Source organism: Thioalkalivibrio thiocyanodenitrificans ARhD 1, assembly GCF_000378965.1.
GTDB lineage: Bacteria > Pseudomonadota > Gammaproteobacteria > Ectothiorhodospirales > Ectothiorhodospiraceae > Thioalkalivibrio_A > Thioalkalivibrio_A thiocyanodenitrificans.
The window spans coordinates 1,194,551-1,212,300 of record NZ_KB900536.1 but is presented as its reverse complement, the minus strand read 5'-3'; the positions used below and the strand labels follow the sequence as shown (position 1 = coordinate 1,212,300).

Genomic DNA, 17,750 nt, shown 5'->3' with positions numbered 1-17,750 from the left:
ATGTCTCCTCCGCCGGCCGTGTGGCTGCAACCCGTGTGCTCTCATCATGGAGGTGGAAGGTGCATCAAATGACCTCTGCACCCCGAAGCCCCAGTCGGACGCCTGACTGCCCGCGATGCGTGCGGACGGCGTATGGGCCGGATAAACCGACCGCATCCGGACGGCGACACGGATGACCGTGGACAGGCCATCCATGAGCCGGATGCAGGACGGGACGCTCAGACAACAGCGGCTCATCCTGGTCGCGCTGGGTTTCCTGGTGGTGGCCGTGCTCAGCTTCGCGGGCCGCATGGCGGTGGTGGTCCATCACGAATACCGCGACATGCAGGTGGTGCAGGCGGCGGAACGTCTCAGTACCGAGACCATCGGTTTCGCCACGGCCCTGGCCCGGGAGCGCGGTTTCACCATGGCGCTTCTGGGCACCCCGTCCCATGAGCGCGACACGCTCAGGCTGCGGCTGCAGGCGGTCCGAAGTGTCACCGACAGCCGATGGGATCGCCTCCATGACCGGATCGGGTCGCTGCCCTCCGGTCTTTCCAGTGACCGTTTCCTCTCCGACAGTACGGACCGGCTTCGAACGGACTACGGCCGGGTCCTCGATCTGCGCGACCGCATTGATACCGGTACGGAGCCCCCGGACGGGGTGGAGCACGAGCAGTGGTTCGACGCGGCAACCGACACCATCGCCGCCGCCTACACGGTGGGTATGGCCGTCTCGACACCGATGCCACGGGAACTGCTGACCGTCGAACACGCACGCAGGGCGCGCGAACTCTCCTGGATGCTGAGCGAGTACTCGGGCCGGGAGCGCGGTCTGCTGGCCTTCTTCATCAGCGCGGGCCGGCCGCTGCCCGCCTCGGCCCTTGCGCAGGCACGTCACCTCTCGCTGATGATCGATCATTACACCGCCGAACTCGAACAGTACCTGAGCAGAAATGCCTTTCCCTCGGCCGTCACCCGCGCCTTCTCGGCCATGCAGGAGCAGTTCCAGGAAGGCCTCGCCGAGGATCGAAGGGCTGTCCACCGGGCCCTCGAAAGCGGGCGATATCCGATGTCGGGCAGCGAATGGGTGGAGCGCTCAACCCATGCCATCGACTCCGTGATCGACGTTTCGGATGCGATCAGCCTGGCGGTGGAGGAGGCGCTGCATCCCGTCGCACACCGGATCCGGCGTGATATGGCGGTCTCGGTGATCATGGTGGTCCTCGTGGGCGGCATAGCGGTTCTCACCGCCGCACGGGTTCGCCGCATCGTGGTGAAATTGTTCGAGCAGCAGCGTCTTGCGGAGATCACGCTCGGCTCCATCGGTGACGGCGTGATCACCACGGATGGGGCCGGGCGCATCGAATCCCTCAACTCGGCCGCGGAGGCCATGACAGGATGGTCGTCCGCCGAGGCCCGGGGCGAGTCATTCGAGCGGATCTTTCGCCTGGAGAACCGCTACACCAGCGAGGCGCCGGCATCGGTGGTGGCGGCCTGCATGGATAGCGGCCGAATCATCGCCGGCAGTGACGACAACCTCATGGTGCGCCGAGATGGTACCGAGGTTGCCGTATTCCACTCCACGGCGCCCATCCACGATCCGGAAGGCGGTATCGCCGGAACGGTGACGGTCTTCTACGATCTGCTCAATGCCTGGTCCGAACAGCACCTGCTCTCCTACCACGGCACCCACGACAGTGTGACGGGCCTGATCAACCGGGGTGCGTTCGAGCGCTGCGTTCATGCGCTGGTCTCGCACATTGCGGACGATGATGCCCACTTTGCCATCTGCTATCTCGATATCGATCAGTTCAGAGTCGTGAACGACACCTGCGGCCATCCCGCGGGGGATCACCTGATCAAGGAACTGGTCGGTGCGCTCAAACGGTGTATCAGCGGCACCGATCTCCTTGCCCGTCTGGGAGGGGATGAGTTCGGTGTGCTGATCCACGGCTGTCCGCCCGGGAAGGCGGTGGAGGTGGCCGAGCGCCTGCGCCGTGAGGCCGAGGGGATACGCTTTCGCTATGACGGACACATCTTTGCCGTGACGCTCAGCATCGGTGTGGTGCCCGTCACCGATCCTCATCAGTCGCCCGCCCAGCTTTTGGCCCTGGCGGACGCCGCGTGTTTCACGGCCAAGGAGAAGGGCCGCAACCAGGTTCATCTCTACGAGCCCGACGACCACCACATGAGCAGATATCAAACGGACATGATGTGGTTGTCCCGCCTGCAGCACGCCCTGGAGGGGGACGAATTCGAGCTCTACTGCCAGCCCATCGTCCGGGTGGCCGATCGGTCGCTGTTCGCGGTGGAGATCCTGCTGCGCCTGCATCAGGCGGACACCGTGGTCGTCGGCCCCGGAGTGTTCATCCCCGCCGCCGAGCGTTACGGGCTGATGGGAATGATCGACCGGTGGGTGATTTCCCGCACACTTGCCGCACTGGCGGCGCGGACTGACGCCGGCGACGACGATGGCCCGCTGTACTCCATCAATCTGTCCGGCCCGTCGCTCGGCAATCCCGGCACCGCCGAATTCATCGAGCAGCAGTTCGGTGAGCACGCCATCGCGCCCGGGCGCGTCTGCTTCGAGGTCACCGAAACCGCAACCATCGGCAACTTCAAGGTGGCGCACGATCTGCTGACCCGCCTGCGTTCCATGGGCTGCAAGGTGGCGCTCGACGACTTTGGCACGGGCCTGTCCTCATTCGCCTATCTTCGCGACCTGCCCATCGACTTCATCAAGATGGGCGGCGGCTTCGTGCGCGATATGCCCACCGACGAGCGGCATGCCGCCATGGTGCAGGCAACCCATACGGTGGCGCGCGCCATGGACCTGCCGATGGTCGCCGAGTCCATGGAGAACCCGGAAATCGAGGTGATGCTGCGCGACATGGGCATCGAGTACATGCAGGGTTACGGGATTGCGCGCCCCATGGAACTCGGGCTTTTCATGGCGGAAACGATGCCGAAGGTCGTTGATGAGCAACGGGCGAGGGTCCTGGGTAACCTGTTGACGGACAGGTCATGAACCACCGCAACGGTCGTGTTTTCGGGGAGCAGGTGGCTGCGTCTGTTCCCGATGCCACGAGAAGCATCGTGGCCCCGTCCGACCGTCACCTGTCAGCGGTCATTGACGGTCCGCCTGCGACGCTGACGCCGCAGCAGGATTGACTGCATCGCCCGCATGCGGCTTCATGCTTGCCCCTCCTGATTTTCCGGCTCCCGGTGGCCAATGGCCTCATCCGGTCTAATCTGAAGGGATGAGGCAATCGCTCGGGTTCATCATGCTGTTTCTGGCCGTGGCGGTCATCGCCGGCTGCATCGACCGCCCTCCGGCCGCCGACGGTGTCCGCGAACTGCATGTATGGGCCCATGCGGGCCGCGAGGCGGAGCGCGTCACCCTGGAAGCGCAGCTGCGCCGCTTCGAGGCGCGCAATCCGCGTGTGGCGGTGCGGCTCACCTTCATTCCTGAGGGGTCCTACAACGGCCAGGTGCAGGCGGCGTCCCTGGCAGGCCGCCTGCCGGATCTGCTGGAGCTGGATGGACCTTATCTTTACAACTACGCGTGGCAGCGGCGGCTGCGCCCACTGGATGACCTATTGCCCGAGGCCGTTCGCGACGACCTGCTGCCTTCCCTGATCACCCAGGGAACCTGGCGCGGCCGGCTCTACGGCGCAGGCGTGTTCGATTCGGGGCTCGGCCTGTGGGCGGACCGTCGCGCCCTGGCGCGGGCCGGGGTGCGCATCCCGGCGGGGCCGGAAGACGCCTGGGACGGCGACGAGTTCCGATCGGTGCTCGAAAGGCTCGCCGCTTCTTCGCCGGACAGCCGCGTGCTGGACCTCAAGCTCAACTACCCGGACGAATGGTTCACCTACGCATTCTCGCCCCTGATCCAGTCGGCGGGGGCGGACCTGGTGCACCGGGAGAACGGCGCGGGTGCCTCGGGCGCCCTGGACGCCCCGGCCGCCGTGCGCGCCATGGGCGAGATCCAGCACTGGATCGAATCGGATTACGTGGACCCCAATCTGGACGACGCCGCCTTCGTTCAGGGCCGTGTGCCGCTCGCCTGGGGCGGACACTGGAATCATCCCGCCTACCGGGAGGCCCTGGGAGGGGACCTGCTGCTCCTGCCTTTGCCGCGCCTCGGTCCGCGTCTGGTGACCGGCCAGGGTTCCTGGCAATGGGCGATCACCCGTGAGGCCCGGGAGCCGGAACTGGCCGCGGCATTGCTGGCCTTTCTCCTTGAGCCCCGGCAGGTGCTGGAGATGACCCGCGCCAACGGCGCGGTACCGGGCACGCGTCGTGCGGTGGCCGAATCGCCGGACTATGGCCCCGGCGGCCCCCTGCATCTGTTCGTGCGGCAACTGCAGGAGGGCTACGCGGTACCGCGTCCGCGCACCCCCGCCTACCCGGTGATTACCGCCGCCTTCAGCCGGGCCTTCCGGGACATCCGCCATGGGGCGCCGGTGGAACAGACGCTTGTCCGGGCGGCCCGGCACATCGACCGGGAGTTGGTGGCGAACCGCTTCTATCCGGACGTTGAACGCGCGTCGGCCGCGGCGGGGGAGATGCCGCTGTGAGCCCGTGGCGGCGCAGCGAGGCCCGGATCGCCTGGTGGCTGGTGACGCCTGCCCTGGCTGGCCTGGGGGTCTTCATCCTGCTGCCCTTCGCACTCGCCGTGGTGCTCTCCTTCACGAGCCTGCGCATGGGCTCCCCCCTGCCGCTGGAGTATGTCGGCTGGGAGAACTACCGGCTCGCCTTCGACGAGCCGGGGTTCCGCCGCGGCCTGGCGAACAATGTCCTGTTCGCCCTGGTGGTGGTGCCGGTGCAGACCGCTCTGGGCCTGGCGCTGGCCCTGCTGCTCAACCGCCGCTTCCAGGGGCGGCTGCTGTTCCGCACCCTGTTCTTCATGCCGGTGGTGTTTCCACTGTCGCTGGTGGCGGTGGTGTGGGTGCTGATCTTCGCCCCGGGCCCGGACGGGCTGCTGAATGCGGTGCTGGCGACACTCAGCCTCGGGGCCTGGGCGCCCCGGGATTTTCTCAACGATCCGGCCTGGGCGCTGCCTGCCATCATGGTCACTTCCATCTGGCAGGGGGCGGGTTTCCAGATGGTGATCCTGCTGGCGGGACTGCAGGCGATCCCCCGCCAACTCTACGAGGCGGCCGCCGTGGACGGGGCGGGGCCCATGCGCCGGTTCCTGCATGTGACACTGCCCGGACTGCGCAACCCCCTGATCTTCGTGCTGATCGTCACCACCATCCTCTCCTTCCGGGTATTCGACCAGGTACGCATCATGACCCGCGGCGGTCCCCGGGATGCCTCCACCACGGTGATCCACGAGGTGGTGCGCACCGCCTTCGACCAGGGACAGGTTGCCCTTGGCGCGGCCATGAGCGTGGTGTTCTTCGTGATCGTGCTGGGCATTACGCTGCTGCAGCGCGGCCTGATGCGTCAGCGGGGGGAGGTGCAATGAGCCGCCCCGGTCTCGTGGTGCGCATGGTGCTGGCCTATGTCCTGCTGCTGGCCTGCACGGCGCTGTTCTTCGGACCCGTGCTGTTCATGCTGGCGGGCAGCGTCAAGCCCGATGCGCTGGTGCTGGCGGAGGCGGGCACGCTGCGCGCCTTCGTCCCGGAGTCGGCCAGCCTGGAGAACTACCGCTCGGTATTCGAGCGGGTGCCGTTTGCCAGCTACATGGCGAGCTCGCTGATCATCAACGGGCTCATCGTCGGGCTCGGCCTCGCGGTGAACGCCTTCGCGGGGTACGCCCTGGCGCGCCTGCGCTGGTGGGGAAGAAATGCAGTACTCGCGCTGGTGCTGGCGCTGCTGGTGATCCCCTTCGAGGCCATCGCCATTCCGCTCTTCTACCAGGTCTCGTGGCTGGGCTGGCGCGATGACCACCTGGTGCAGGCCATCCCGTTCGTGGCCAACCCCCTCGCCATCTACCTCTTCTACAGCTTCTTCCTGGGCCTGCCCCGGGAACTGGAGGAGGCGGCCCGCATCGACGGGGCGGGCGTGCTGCGCACCTTTCTCACCATCGTCATTCCCAACAGCCGGGCCGCCTTCGCCAGCGTCGCCATCGTCACCTTCCTGTTCCACTGGGGCATGTACCTGTGGCCGCTTCTCATGACCACCTCGGAGCAGGTGCGTCCCCTGCCGCTCGGCATCGCCACCTTCTACACCCTGCCGCCGCTCGCCTGGGGCGACATCCTCGCCTTCGGCGTGCTCATGGTGCTGCCGGTGCTGGTGGTGTTCGTGGTGTTCCAGCGCGGCTTCGTGCAGGGGGTGGCGTGGGCGGGGGTGAAGGGGTGAGCCTTTGGAAGGATGAAGGATGAAGGATGAAGGATGAAGGATGAAGGATGAACGTTCGGGATGTGAGAATCGGGAATTGGGGAGTGGGATAGAGGAGGGCCGATGTCTTCGGTTGAGTTCAGGGGGGTCAGGAAGGCATTCGACGGGAACGCGGTGATCCCGGGGCTGGATCTCTCCATCCGGGACGGGGAGTTCCTGGTGCTGCTCGGGCCCTCGGGGTGCGGCAAGTCGACGCTGATGCGCATGCTGGCGGGGCTGGAGGAGGCGAGTGCCGGGGAGATCCTCATGGACGGACGGGTGGTGAACGCGCTTTCGCCGCAGGCCCGCAACGTGGCCATGGTGTTTCAGAACTATGCCCTCTATCCCCACATGCGGGTGCGCGACAACCTGGCCTTTCCGCTGCGCATGCGCGGTCTGAAGCGTGCCGAGATCGACCGCCGCGTGCGGGAGGCGGCCGCGACCCTGGGGCTGGGGGATCTGCTGGAGCGCCGGCCCGGGGAACTCTCCGGCGGCCAGCGCCAGCGGGTGGCCATGGGACGGGCGATCGTGCGCGAGCCGGCCGTGTTCCTGATGGACGAGCCCCTCTCCAACCTGGACGCCCGCCTGCGGGTGCAGGTCCGCACCGAGATCGCCGCGCTGCAGCAGCGCCTGGGCACCACCACCCTCTATGTCACCCACGACCAGGTGGAGGCCATGACCCTCGGCCAGCGGGTGGCGGTGATGGACGCGGGGCGGCTGCAGCAGGTGGCCGAGCCCCTGACCCTGTACCGGCGGCCCGCCAACCGCTTCGTGGCCGGCTTCCTGGGCAACCCGTCCATGAATATTTTTCCCCTGCGTATGCAAACGGCAGGCGGCCGAGTACAGATGCAACTGGCCGGACAGTGGCTGGATCTGCCCGCCGGGGCGCCGGCGGGCGCCAGTCACGCCGGGTTGCGCCCGGAGCATTTCGCCCTGGCCTCGGCCGAACGGTCGGCGGCCCTGAAACTGCGGGTGGAAGCCCTGGAATCACTGGGGCACGAGACGCTGGTGTACTTCCTGGACGCGGGTGCGGCCGGCACGGTCCTGTGTGCGGCGCGGGTGGCCGGGCAGGTGCGCTGTCAGCGCGGTGAGAACCTGGACGTCTCCGTGGACGTCCAGGCGATCCACTGGTTCGACGCTGCGGGGGTCAGCCTCTAAGTTTCACCAAGGCGGCCGCCGGTCCACGCCCTGCGGATTGCTCCGGGATCAGGCGACGCTGCCGAAGCCCGACTCCACTGTACCGACCGGGGGTTTGAGGCCTGCGATGCGGCAGCCCTGGGCCACGGGGCCCTTGGGGAACAGGGCGAACAGGTATTTCCTGCCGCCGCGGCTGTGGAAACGTTCCTCCAGGGCGTCGTGCAGTTCGCGCAGGTTGACGCGGCCGTCCTCGTGGCGTTGGTAGTACTCCTGAAGGGATCGGACCACCTCCCAGTGGTCGTCGGTGAGTGTCAGACCATCAGACTCGGCCTCGCGTATGGCGTCTTCCCGGGTCCAGCCCAGGGGGGCATGCTTGAAGGCGGGGTCGCGAGTGACAGAACCGGGATTGAGAATCTCGTTCATTTCGGAACTCATTTGCATACCTCCGTTTTGCGATGGATCCAGGACGGCTCCTTCCATTTCAGTGTAGCCCGGGAATCGGGAAACATCAGGAAGCGTGTCCGCATTGCGCGTGCCGGGTCCGCTCCGGTTGTGGGTCCGCTTGGGCGGCTGGTATCCTGATCCATTGCCCGGGGCAGGCGACAGGCCTGCCCCTTCCATTTCCGATGCACGGAAGAATCCGTCACATGCACGAACACTACGAACCCGAACCACTGGAACGACAAGCCATTGACTGGTGGGAGGAAAATGGCACGTTTCGCGCCCGGGAGGATGCCCCGGGGGAACCCTTCTATTGCCTGTCCATGTTTCCATACCCCTCCGGGCGGCTGCACATGGGCCATGTGCGCAACTACACCATCGGCGATGTGATCGCCCGCTATCAGCGCATGCAGGGCAGGAATGTCCTGCAGCCCATGGGATGGGACGCGTTCGGCCTGCCGGCGGAGAACGCCGCCATCCAGCACGGCGTGCCTCCGGCCCAATGGACCTACGAGAACATCGATTACATGCGCGGGCAGTTGAAGCGCCTCGGCTTCGGCTATGACTGGGACCGGGAACTGGCCACCTGCCGGCCCGAGTACTATCGCTGGGAGCAGTGGTTGTTCACCCGGCTGATGAAAAAGGGCCTGGCCTACAAGAAGACCGCGATGGTGAATTGGGATCCGGTGGACCAGACCGTGCTGGCCAACGAGCAGGTGATCGATGGCAAGGGCTGGCGCTCGGGCGCGCCGGTGGAGCGCCGCGAGATTCCCCAGTGGTTCCTGCGCATCACGGACTACGCCGATGAACTGCTCAAGGGGCTGGACGGCCTGGAGGCGTGGCCGGATCAGGTGCGCACCATGCAGCGCAACTGGATCGGCCGCTCCGAGGGCGTGGAACTGGAATTCGCGGTCGAGGGCGAGGCGCCGCTTACCGTCTACACTACTCGGCCCGACACGCTCATGGGCGTGAGCTACGTGGGCCTGGCCCCTGAGCACCCGCTTGCGGTCAAGGCCGCCGGGGATGATGCGAGGCTCGCCGAATTCATCGAGCAGTGCCGCCATACCAAGGTCTCCGAGGCGGACATGGCGACGCTCGAGAAGCAGGGCATGGATACGGGCCTGACGGCCGTGCACCCGGTCACCGGCGAGCCGGTGCCCATCTGGGTGGCCAACTTCGTGCTGATGGAATACGGCACCGGCGCGGTCATGGCGGTACCCGCCCACGACGAACGGGACTGGGCGTTCGCGAAACAGTTCGACCTGCCCATCCGGCAGGTGATCATCCCCGCCGAGGATGGCGTGGAAGTGGACCTGGAGCAGGGTGCCTTCACCGACAAGGGTGTGCTGGTGGAATCGGCCCAGTTCAACGGACTTTCCTCAGATCAGGCCTTCGACGCCATCGCCGATTTCCTGGAGAAGGCGGACAAGGGGCGCCGTCGGGTGAACTTCCGGCTGCGGGACTGGGGCGTGTCGCGCCAGCGCTACTGGGGCTGCCCGATCCCGGTGATCAATTGCCCGGCCTGCGGCCCGGTGCCGGTACCGGAGGAGGATCTCCCGGTGGTACTGCCCGAGGATGTGGCCTTTGACGGACTGGGGTCGCCCATCAAGAAGATGCCCGGGTTCTACGAGACCACCTGCCCCGGGTGCGGCGGCAAGGCGGAGCGGGAGACGGACACCTTCGATACCTTCTTCGAATCCTCCTGGTATTACGCGCGCTATGCCTGCCCGGACGCGGATGATGCCATGCTGGACCGGCGGGCCCGCCACTGGCTGCCGGTGGATCAGTACATCGGGGGCATCGAGCACGCGGTGCTGCATCTGCTCTATGCGCGCTTCTTCCACAAACTCATGCGCGACGAGGGCCTGGTGTCGAGCGACGAGCCGTTCGCCCGCCTGCTCACCCAGGGCATGGTGCTCAAGGACGGGGCGAAGATGTCCAAGTCCAAGGGCAACACCGTGGACCCGGAATCGCTGATCCAACGCTACGGCGCCGACACCGTACGCCTGTTCATGATGTTCGCCGCGCCGCCGGAGTTGTCGCTGGAATGGTCGGACTCGGCGGTGGAGGGGGCACATCGCTTCCTGCGGCGCCTGTGGAAGCAGGTTTACGGGCATGTCCAGGGTGGCCGCGTGCCCGCGCTCGACACGTCGGCGCTCACTGCCGAACAACAGGCGCTGCGCCGCAAGCTGCACCAGACGCTCGCCAAGGTGAGCGATGACGTCGGGCGGCGTTACACCTTCAATACGGCCATTGCCGCGTGCATGGAACTGATGAACGAACTGGGCCGTTTCGAGGACACCAGCGCCCAGGGCCGCGCCGTGATGCAGGAGGCACTGGAGATCACCGTGCTCATGCTTGCCCCCATCGTGCCCCACATCGCCCATGCGCTCTGGCGGGAACTGGGCCATGACGGTGCCGCCGTGGACGAACGCTGGCCGCGAGTGGACGAATCAGCGCTCGAAAGCGATACCGTGGAACTGGTGGTGCAGGTCAACGGCAAGCTGCGCGGCCAGGTCCAGGTGGCCGCCGATGCCGATCGCCCCGCGGTCGAGGAAGCCGCGCTTGCTGATGAGAATGTGCAGCGGCACATCGAAGGCAGGACGGTGGTGAAGATGATCGTTGTACCGGGACGGCTCGTGAATGTAGTGGTGAAGTGAGAGACAAGATGCAAGAGACAAGAGGCAAGAGACACGCCCGCCCCCAGGCGGTTCGGCTTTTCCTGTATCTTGTCTCTTGCCTCTTGTCTCTGCTCCTTGCTTCATGCGGCTTTCAGCTGCGCGGCCCTCCTGAACTGCCGCCGCAGATGGAACGCACGCAGATCACCGGCGTGAGTGCCGGGCATGGTTTCGCACGCGAACTCTCCATCCTGCTGACTGCCGGTGGCGTCACGCTGGTGGACAGCCGTCAGGCGTCCACGGCGGAGTTTCGCGTGCGGCATCTGGAGTCGGGCCGGCGGGTGCTCTCCGTGGGCGGGGACGCGCGGGTGAGCGAGTATGAACTGTATCTGGTGCTCGAGTATGAAGTGCGCGGGCGCGGCGATGAGTGGGCGCTTGAGCCGGTGACGCTCAGCATCACCCGTGAATACGTCCACGACCCGCTGCAGGTGCTGAGTCAGGCCGGGCAGGAACAGTCCCTGCGGGAAGCGATGCACCGGGATCTTTCCCAGTTGGTGATGTTCCGATTGCAGGCGGCGACTCAGTGACTTCCCTGGAATGGACAGGATTAACAGGATTTTTCAGGATTCACAGAATGAAGAACAGAATCGAGCAGACCGGATCAAGAAAATGATCCATCAGACTCCTGTACGACCTGTCTGGTATTTTTTGGTTTTCAACATCTGTAAATCCTGAAGAATCCTGTCAATCCTGTCCATTGATCATTCAACCTGATCCGTATGCGGCTGAAACCCGAACAGTTGGCGCGTCACCTGGAAGAGGGCCTCGCCCCCGTGTATCTGTTCGCGGGCGACGAGCCCCTGCAGCTCATGGAGGCGGCGGACGCGGTGCGCGCCGCTGCCAGGGCCCGGGGGTTCACCGAGCGCGAGGTATTCACCGTCGAGAAGGGTTTCGACTGGGGGCAGGTCGAGGCGGCCTCGGACAGCCTGTCGCTGTTCGCCGAGCAGCGCATCCTGGAGGTGCGGCTGCCCACCGGCAAGCCGGGCCCCCAGGGGAGCCGGGTGCTGGAAGCCTTTGCGGGGCGGCCCGCCGAGGACACCCTGCTCATGGTGCATGCCGGCAAGCTGGATCGCGGCGTCCAGAACAGCAAGTGGGTCAAGGCCCTGGAGCGGGCCGGGGTGATGATACAGGTCTGGCCCCTGTCCCTGTCGGAAACAGCCGGCTGGATCACCCGTCGACTGCGCGCCCGGGGATTGCAGCCCGACGGGCCGGCGGTGCGCCTGTTGGCGGAACGGATGGAAGGCAACCTGATGGCGGCCGCACAGGAGGTGGAAAAACTCGCCCTGCTGCGGGGCGCGGGACCGCTGGACGCGGACGGGGTGCTGGAATCGGTCAGTGACGCGGCCCGATATACCATCTACGACCTGGCCGACGCGGCCCTGACCGGCGATGTCACCCGAGCGGTGCATGTACTCAACGGTCTGCGCGGCGAAGGCGTGGAGGCGGTGCTGATCCTCTGGGCATTGACCCGGGAGGTCCGGCAACTGGCGGATATTTCGGAAAAAGTCCACGCGGGCACTGCCCCTGCCCAGGCCATGAAGGGTGTCTGGTCGCGCCGCCAGCCACTGGTCAGGAAGGCCCTTTCCCGGCACCCGGTGGGGGGCTGGCGGGCCCTGCTGTCACGCTGTGCTTTGGTGGACCGGACCATCAAGGGTCAGGCACCGGGCAGCGCCTGGGACGAGTTGTTACAATTGACGGCAGGCATTGCGGGCCGGGTCCTGTTCGAGGGCCCGCCCCGGGATGCGAGACGCGGCATGCGGGAGGCGTAAGGCCCTCATGCCCGGACAGGAGAAGCATGTCCATGAACGCTGTGGCGGACAACGTGGTGGGTGATATCGAGCTTCACATGGTGGAGATGGGGCGGCGTGCCCGGGCGGCCTCGCGTGCGCTTGCCCGGGCGGAGACCGGCGTGAAGGACGCGGCCCTTCTGGGGATGGCGGAGATCATCGAGGCCCGCGCCGCGGCGCTGATGGCGGAGAACCGCAAGGATCTGGAGGCCGGGCAGCAGAACGGTCTCGATGATGCCCTGCTGGACCGCCTTGCATTCACGCCGGAGCGGATCGCGGTGATGGCCGAGGGCCTTCGTCAGATCGCCGCGCTCGCCGATCCGGTGGGGGCCATCTCCGATCTCAACTACCGGCCCAGCGGCATCCAGGTGGGGCGCATGCGCGTGCCCCTGGGGGTCATTGGCATCATCTACGAATCCCGCCCCAACGTGACCGTGGATGCGGCAGGGTTGTGCCTGAAGTCCGGCAACGCCTGTATCCTGCGCGGCGGCTCCGAGGCCTTCCATTCAAACGGGGCCCTGGCCGACTGCATACGTGACGGCCTGGAACGGGCGGGTCTGCCCATGGACGCGGTGCAGGTGGTGGCCACCACCGACCGGGCCGCCGTGGGTGCGCTGCTCAGGCTCAAGGACTCCGTGGACGTGATCGTGCCCCGGGGCGGAAAGGGGCTCATCGCCCGGGTGAGCGAGGAGTCGCTCATCCCCGTCATCAAGCATCTGGACGGCGTGTGCCACGTATACGTGGATGACGGTGCCGATCCCGACAAGGCCGTGCGCGTGGCCGTCAATGCCAAGACCCAGCGTTACGGCACCTGCAACACCATGGAGACCCTGCTGGTGAGCCGCGGTGTGGCCGAACGTATCCTGCCGCGGCTGGGGGACGCGTTTGCCGACAAGGGCGTGGAGCTTCGCGGTTGCGAGGCCAGTCGCGCCATTCTCTCCGGCATCAAGGAGGCCACCGAGCAGGACTGGAGCGAGGAGTACCTCGCCCCCGTGCTGGCGGTACGGGTGGTGGACGGTCTCGATGCCGCCATCGAGCACATCAACACCTACGGCTCCCACCATACCGACAGCATCGTCACCGAGGACTACACCCGCGCCCGTCGTTTCCTGCGTGAGGTGGACTCCAGTTCCGTGATGGTCAATGCCTCCACCCGTTTCGCCGACGGATTCGAATACGGCCTCGGCGCCGAGATCGGCATCAGCACGGACAAGCTCCATGCGCGCGGGCCGGTGGGTCTGGAGGGCCTCACCACGCTGAAGTACGTCGTGCTGGGAGACGGGCATGTACGGGGCTGACGCCCAGTCTCAAGTGGCAAGTGGCAAGTGGCAAGGACTGCTTTCCTCGCCACTTGCCACTTGCCACTTGCCACGTCCTTCATGATCGGGATCCTCGGCGGCACCTTCGACCCCGTTCATTTCGGGCATCTGCGCCCCGCGCTGGAGGTGATGGAGCAGCTGCATATGGACGAGGTGCGTTTCGTGCCCTGCCGCATCCCGCCGCATCGCCATGCGCCGGAGGCCCCGGTGGAACACCGTCTCGCCATGGTGGAGCGCGCAATCGAGGGTCAGCCGGGATTCTGTGTGGACCGGCGTGAGCTGGACCGGGAAGGCCCGTCCTACAGCGTCGACACCCTGGAGAGCCTGCGCGCGGAACTGGGCACCGACGTTCCGCTGTGCCTGATGATGGGGATGGATGCCTTTGCGGGGCTTGCCTCCTGGCATCGCTGGCAGGACATTCTCACGCTCGCCCACATCCTGGTGGTGCACCGGCCCGGCAGCGCTGCCCCCCGTGGCCCCGGCGACCCGCTCACCCGGGCCGCCACCCGGGATCCGGACGATCTGCGCCGCCGGCCCGCGGGCGCGGTGTTCTTCCATCCGGTGACGCCACTGGATCTTTCGGGCACCGCCATCCGTGCCATGCTGCGCAGGGGCGAAAGCCCGCGTTATCTCATGCCCGACAGCGTGCTCGAGTACATCCGCATGCACGGGCTTTACGTGACACATGCCCGGGACGAGGCCACGCGCCTTGCCTGAAACCGCCATCCGTATACGGGGTAGACATGCAGACTGAAGCACTCACCGGGTTGGTGATCAAGGCCCTGGAGGACCTCAAGGGCCAGGATATCAAGGTCATCGATGTGCGTGGCAAGACCACCATCACCGACATGATGGTGATCGCCAGCGGCACCTCGGACCGGCACGTGAAAGCGCTTGCCGACAACGTGGCCATCCAGGCCAAGGCGGCGGGTGTGATGCCGTTGGGCACCGAGGGGGAAGGGGACAACGAATGGGTGCTGGTGGATCTCAACGACGTGGTGGTGCACGTGATGCTGCCCCGCGTGCGTGACTTCTACAACCTGGAGAAGCTCTGGCTCACCGATGCCCCGGCCGCCGAGGCATCCGAGCCGGTCAGCAAGGTCAAGCGGCTGCGGGGTTAGTGTCGTGTCCCGCAAATATCCTGCAGTCCAGCGTGGCCGTGCGGGGCCCTGACGTGCAACCAGCGGGCGACACGGGGTACTAATGCGCATCCATCTCCTGGCGGTGGGTGAACGCATGCCCGCCTGGGTTGTCGAGGCCTACCGGGAATATGCCGGGCGCCTGCCCGGCGAGTGCAGCCTGCATCTGAAGGAGATCCCGGCCAACAGGCGCGGCAGGAACGCGGATCTCGCCCGCATCGCGGAGGCGGAGGGTGCCCGCATGCTGGATGCGATCCCGAAGGACTGCCAGGTCGTTGCGCTGGACGAACGGGGACGCACTTTTTCCACTGCCGAACTGTCGAAATGCCTGGACGACTGGATGCATGCCGGCCGGGATGTCGCGTTGCTGGTGGGCGGTCCCGAGGGCCTGACCGCTGCCTGCCGCGCTCGCGCCGATCTCGTCTGGTCTCTGTCACCGCTCACGTTTCCGCACCCACTGGTGCGCGTGATCGTCGCCGAGCAGATCTACCGGGCGTGGAGCCTGTTGCGGGGGCACCCGTACCATCGTGAATGAAGTGGGCAGTGTGAATTGGGAAGGGGGAAATGAAGTGCGAAGTGGGAACTGGGGAGTGCGAATAGGAAAGCGGTGGCCTTGTCCAGCTTCTGGCCGTTCCGGTCATTCACTTCTCACTTCCCAATTCACACTTCGCACTTCCGGCGCCCCGGTTCCGCCTTAGCCTTGTTCAGCCCAAGTTCATCCAGGAACTCCCATGCTTATCCTGGCTTCCTCCTCTCCCCGCCGCCGCGAACTCCTGGAACAGATCGGCGTCAGTTACCGGGTGTATCCGGTGGACGTGGACGAGACTCCTCTCGACGGTGAGGCGCCCGAGGACTTCGCACAGCGCATGGCGCTTGAGAAGGCGCGGGCGGGATGGAGGGCCCAGAGTGGGGGACAGCCGGTGCTGGGGGCCGATACCGTGGTGAGCCTGGATGGGGCCATACTGGGCAAGCCCGTCGACCGGGACGATGCCATGGATACGCTGGGGCGACTGTCGGGCAGAACGCATCGCGTGTTCTCCGCCGTGGCGCTGGTGCACGGGGAGCGCGAGGCGGTACGCCTCTCCGTGACGCGGGTGCGGTTTCGCACCCTGGCACCGCGCGAGATCGGCGTGTACTGGGACAGCGGCGAGCCTGCCGACAAGGCCGGCGCCTACGGCATCCAGGGACTGGGAGCGCTGTTCGTTGAACATCTTGAGGGCAGCTACACCGGTGTGGTGGGGTTGCCCCTGTACGAGACCGGACAATTACTGGAGGCATTCGGCGTGGCCCATGGGGGGCGACGCTGATCGGCCGGGAAAGGGACCAGAACCGATGATGGGTACCGAGATACTGATGAACGTCACCCCCCAGGAGACCCGAGTTGCCCTGGTGGAGAACGGCGTACTGGTGGAGTTGAACATGGAACGCGCCCGCCGGCGTGGTCTCGTGGGCAACATCTACAAGGGCCGGGTGAGCCGTGTGCTGCCGGGCATGGACGCCGCCTTCGTGGACATCGGACTGGAACGGGCCGCCTTCCTGCACGCATCGGACGTGGCGCCGGTGGAGCGTGAGGAACTGCCCTACGGCGAGAGCAAGCCGACCGAGCCCATCCAGCGGCTGCTGCGTGAAGGGCAGGATATCCTGGTTCAGGTGATCAAGGATCCCATCGGTACCAAGGGTGCGCGCCTGACCACGTACATCACCGTGCCTTCCCGGTACCTGGTGCTCATGCCCAACAACCCGAACGTGGGTGTATCCACTCGTATCGAGGACGAGACGGACCGTGCCCGGCTGAAGGGCTTCATGGAGGGCATCCTGGCCGAGGAGGGGGAGGGGCACGGATTCATCGTGCGCACTGCGGCTGATGTGGCCAGCGAGGAGTCCATGCGCAATGATGTGGGTTTCCTGCACAAGCTCTGGCACTCCATCAGCGAACGGGCCGCTTCGGTGCCGCCGGGTTCCGAGGTCTACATGGATCTGCCGCTGGCCGTGCGCATTCTTCGCGACATGGTGGGCGTGGAGTTGGAGAAGATCCGTATCGACTCTCGGGAGACGGCACAGAAGGTGCTGGAGTTTGCAGAGACGTACGTGCCCGAACTGATGCCGCGCATCGAGCATTATCCCGGCGAGCGGCCCATCTTCGATCTCTACAACGTGGAGGATGAGATCCAGAAGGCGCTGGAGCGAAAGGTGGAGCTGAAATCCGGCGGCTACCTCATCTTTGACCAGACCGAGGCCATGACCACGATCGATATCAACACCGGCGGGTTCGTGGGGCATCGCAACCTGGAAGAGACGATCTTCAAGACGAACCTGGAGGCAGCCCAGGCCATCGTACGGCAACTGCGGCTTCGCAACCTGGGCGGCATCATCATCATCGACTTCATCGACATGCTCCAGGAGGAACACAAGCGCCAGGTGTTCCGTGCGCTGGAGAAGGCGCTCGAGAAGGATCACGCCAAGAGCCAGCTCTGCGAGGTCTCTCCCCTGGGGCTGGTGGAGATGACCCGAAAGCGCACGCGCGAGAGTCTGGAGAGGCTGCTGTGCGAGCCCTGCCCGATGTGTACGGGACGGGGCTATCTCAAGTCCGCCGAGACCGTCTGCTACGAGATGTTCCGCGAGATCATGCGGGAGGCACGCCAGTTCGACGCCAAGGAGCTGCTGGTGCTGGCGTCCCAGACGGTGGTGGACCTGCTGCTGGACGAGGAATCCGCCAGCGTCGCGCAGTTGCAGGAATTCATCGGCATTCCCATTCGTTTCCAGGTGGAGAGTCTCTATACCCAGGAGCAGTTCGACGTGGTGCTGCTCTGACCGGGTGACAGGGATTCACGATTCGGCATGTCCAACCTGCATTTCTTGCCGCTGAACGAAGCGGGTACGCTGGGCCGCGGGGCCATATGGTGCGGGCACAGACCTGGCTGCCGGGGCGGGTACACCGTG

General features: G+C 65.9%; 16 protein-coding genes. 15 read left to right on the top strand and 1 reads right to left on the bottom strand.

Annotation, left to right across the window (positions count from 1 at the left end; translation table 11 throughout):
- Window positions 1-193: 193 nt before the first annotated feature.
- The 6 genes from THITHI_RS19615 to THITHI_RS0105660 all read left to right on the top strand — a co-directional run bounded on the left by THITHI_RS19615 (window position 194) and on the right by THITHI_RS0105660 (window position 7,467).
- Window positions 194-3,010: an EAL domain-containing protein gene (locus tag THITHI_RS19615; RefSeq protein WP_198005580.1), complete on the top strand. Its 2,817-nt coding sequence runs from the start codon at window positions 194-196 to the stop codon at window positions 3,008-3,010.
- A complete protein-coding gene (locus THITHI_RS20555) occupies window positions 3,007-3,153 on the top strand; it encodes a hypothetical protein (protein WP_156820482.1) in 147 nt (48 codons plus the stop codon). The genes THITHI_RS19615 and THITHI_RS20555 overlap by 4 nt, the downstream gene beginning before the upstream one ends.
- A gap of 89 nt (window positions 3,154-3,242) precedes the next feature.
- Complete coding sequence (locus THITHI_RS0105675) at window positions 3,243-4,562, top strand: ABC transporter substrate-binding protein (RefSeq protein ID WP_018232113.1); 1,320 nt, start codon at window positions 3,243-3,245, stop codon at window positions 4,560-4,562.
- Window positions 4,559-5,455 carry a carbohydrate ABC transporter permease gene (locus THITHI_RS0105670; protein ID WP_018232112.1) on the top strand — a complete coding sequence of 299 codons (897 nt, stop codon included), beginning with the start codon at window positions 4,559-4,561 and terminating at the stop codon, window positions 5,453-5,455. Before THITHI_RS0105675 ends, THITHI_RS0105670 begins: the two co-directional genes overlap by 4 nt.
- Complete coding sequence (locus tag THITHI_RS0105665; RefSeq protein WP_018232111.1) at window positions 5,452-6,291, top strand: carbohydrate ABC transporter permease; 840 nt, start codon at window positions 5,452-5,454, stop codon at window positions 6,289-6,291. Before THITHI_RS0105670 ends, THITHI_RS0105665 begins: the two co-directional genes overlap by 4 nt.
- A 102-nt stretch (window positions 6,292-6,393) precedes the next feature.
- Window positions 6,394-7,467, top strand: a complete 1,074-nt coding sequence (locus tag THITHI_RS0105660; protein WP_018232110.1) for an ABC transporter ATP-binding protein — start codon at window positions 6,394-6,396, stop codon at window positions 7,465-7,467.
- 48 nt (window positions 7,468-7,515) lie between these two features.
- On the opposite strand, the gene THITHI_RS0105655 is transcribed toward THITHI_RS0105660, so the two are convergent.
- A complete protein-coding gene (locus THITHI_RS0105655; RefSeq protein ID WP_026186091.1) occupies window positions 7,516-7,881 on the bottom strand; it encodes a TusE/DsrC/DsvC family sulfur relay protein in 366 nt (121 codons plus the stop codon).
- Between the two features lie 212 nt (window positions 7,882-8,093).
- Between THITHI_RS0105655 and leuS the strand changes: the two genes are divergently transcribed.
- The 9 genes from leuS (at window position 8,094) to rng (ending at window position 17,621) form a co-directional block, all read left to right on the top strand.
- Complete coding sequence (gene leuS, locus THITHI_RS0105650) at window positions 8,094-10,547, top strand: leucine--tRNA ligase (RefSeq protein WP_018232108.1); 2,454 nt, start codon at window positions 8,094-8,096, stop codon at window positions 10,545-10,547.
- 146 nt (window positions 10,548-10,693) lie between these two features.
- Window positions 10,694-11,092, top strand: coding sequence for an LPS-assembly lipoprotein LptE (locus tag THITHI_RS0105645; protein WP_018232107.1), 399 nt, complete (start codon window positions 10,694-10,696; stop codon window positions 11,090-11,092).
- Between the two features lie 192 nt (window positions 11,093-11,284).
- Complete coding sequence (gene holA / locus THITHI_RS0105640) at window positions 11,285-12,334, top strand: DNA polymerase III subunit delta (RefSeq protein WP_018232106.1); 1,050 nt, start codon at window positions 11,285-11,287, stop codon at window positions 12,332-12,334.
- A gap of 32 nt (window positions 12,335-12,366) precedes the next feature.
- A complete protein-coding gene (locus THITHI_RS0105635; RefSeq protein WP_026186090.1) occupies window positions 12,367-13,650 on the top strand; it encodes a glutamate-5-semialdehyde dehydrogenase in 1,284 nt (427 codons plus the stop codon).
- Window positions 13,651-13,731: 81 nt separating this feature from the next.
- Entirely contained in the window at window positions 13,732-14,388 is a 657-nt protein-coding gene (gene nadD / locus THITHI_RS0105630; RefSeq protein ID WP_018232104.1) for a nicotinate-nucleotide adenylyltransferase, read from the top strand.
- A 26-nt stretch (window positions 14,389-14,414) separates the two neighbouring features.
- Window positions 14,415-14,792 (top strand): ribosome silencing factor, encoded by a 378-nt coding sequence (rsfS, locus tag THITHI_RS0105625; protein WP_018232103.1) that lies wholly within the window; start codon window positions 14,415-14,417, stop codon window positions 14,790-14,792.
- 82 nt (window positions 14,793-14,874) lie between these two features.
- Window positions 14,875-15,345 carry a 23S rRNA (pseudouridine(1915)-N(3))-methyltransferase RlmH gene (gene rlmH / locus THITHI_RS0105620; RefSeq protein ID WP_018232102.1) on the top strand — a complete coding sequence of 157 codons (471 nt, stop codon included), beginning with the start codon at window positions 14,875-14,877 and terminating at the stop codon, window positions 15,343-15,345.
- A gap of 196 nt (window positions 15,346-15,541) precedes the next feature.
- Window positions 15,542-16,117 carry a Maf family protein gene (locus THITHI_RS0105615; protein WP_018232101.1) on the top strand — a complete coding sequence of 192 codons (576 nt, stop codon included), beginning with the start codon at window positions 15,542-15,544 and terminating at the stop codon, window positions 16,115-16,117.
- A 25-nt stretch (window positions 16,118-16,142) separates the two neighbouring features.
- Complete coding sequence (gene rng / locus THITHI_RS0105610; protein WP_018232100.1) at window positions 16,143-17,621, top strand: ribonuclease G; 1,479 nt, start codon at window positions 16,143-16,145, stop codon at window positions 17,619-17,621.
- The last annotated feature ends 129 nt before the right edge of the window (window positions 17,622-17,750 follow it).

Coding starts and splice junctions, on each gene's coding strand:
- holA (WP_018232106.1), top strand. CDS start 11,285: ATGCGGCTGAAACCCGAACAGTTGGCGCGTCACCTGGAAGAGGGCCTC.
- THITHI_RS0105655 (WP_026186091.1), bottom strand. CDS start 7,881: ATGAGTTCCGAAATGAACGAGATTCTCAATCCCGGTTCTGTCACTCGC.
- THITHI_RS19615 (WP_198005580.1), top strand. CDS start 194: ATGAGCCGGATGCAGGACGGGACGCTCAGACAACAGCGGCTCATCCTG.
- rsfS (WP_018232103.1), top strand. CDS start 14,415: ATGCAGACTGAAGCACTCACCGGGTTGGTGATCAAGGCCCTGGAGGAC.
- THITHI_RS0105660 (WP_018232110.1), top strand. CDS start 6,394: ATGTCTTCGGTTGAGTTCAGGGGGGTCAGGAAGGCATTCGACGGGAAC.
- THITHI_RS0105675 (WP_018232113.1), top strand. CDS start 3,243: ATGAGGCAATCGCTCGGGTTCATCATGCTGTTTCTGGCCGTGGCGGTC.
- nadD (WP_018232104.1), top strand. CDS start 13,732: ATGATCGGGATCCTCGGCGGCACCTTCGACCCCGTTCATTTCGGGCAT.
- THITHI_RS0105645 (WP_018232107.1), top strand. CDS start 10,694: ATGGAACGCACGCAGATCACCGGCGTGAGTGCCGGGCATGGTTTCGCA.
- THITHI_RS20555 (WP_156820482.1), top strand. CDS start 3,007: ATGAACCACCGCAACGGTCGTGTTTTCGGGGAGCAGGTGGCTGCGTCT.
- THITHI_RS0105635 (WP_026186090.1), top strand. CDS start 12,367: ATGAACGCTGTGGCGGACAACGTGGTGGGTGATATCGAGCTTCACATG.
- THITHI_RS0105665 (WP_018232111.1), top strand. CDS start 5,452: ATGAGCCGCCCCGGTCTCGTGGTGCGCATGGTGCTGGCCTATGTCCTG.
- rlmH (WP_018232102.1), top strand. CDS start 14,875: ATGCGCATCCATCTCCTGGCGGTGGGTGAACGCATGCCCGCCTGGGTT.
- rng (WP_018232100.1), top strand. CDS start 16,143: ATGATGGGTACCGAGATACTGATGAACGTCACCCCCCAGGAGACCCGA.
- leuS (WP_018232108.1), top strand. CDS start 8,094: ATGCACGAACACTACGAACCCGAACCACTGGAACGACAAGCCATTGAC.
- THITHI_RS0105615 (WP_018232101.1), top strand. CDS start 15,542: ATGCTTATCCTGGCTTCCTCCTCTCCCCGCCGCCGCGAACTCCTGGAA.